Consider the following 378-nt stretch of genomic DNA (forward strand, 5'->3'; position numbering starts at 1 on the left):
GCGTAGAGTCGTTTCACGGTCCTGTTCGGGATGGGAAGGGGTGGGACCGACTCGCTATGGTCATCAGGCAAAGGGGGTTGTTCTGCTGGCGTGGCCAACAGAACCAATCTTGGAAGAAGCAGTAATTAGGTTGTGTGTATCACACACGAGAATCCAACATGTCGCTTTGGATCTCGGCCGGTGCTGTCGCACGGCGCCGATCCATAAGGCAGACTTGTTATAGGATCAAGCCTTACGGGCAATTAGTATCAGGCAGAAGGAGCGCAGGCGGTTTGATCTGGCGTGCGTAACGGCGGGTTATGAGGGCGCTTCGCCACATACTTTTATGGCGCCGAAATGCAAAAACCCCCGCCTTTCGGGCGGGGGTTCTTGGCTTGA

Annotated in this window: 1 rRNA gene; it reads right to left on the reverse strand. The window is 55.3% G+C overall.

The annotated features are described in order from the left end of the window. Positions 1–68, reverse strand: a 5S ribosomal RNA gene (gene rrf, locus H3O04_RS36860); the annotation flags it as partial. Positions 69–378 lie beyond the last annotated feature (310 nt).

The organism is Burkholderia sp. KCJ3K979, assembly GCF_016759955.1.
Classification (GTDB): domain Bacteria; phylum Pseudomonadota; class Gammaproteobacteria; order Burkholderiales; family Burkholderiaceae; genus Burkholderia; species Burkholderia orbicola.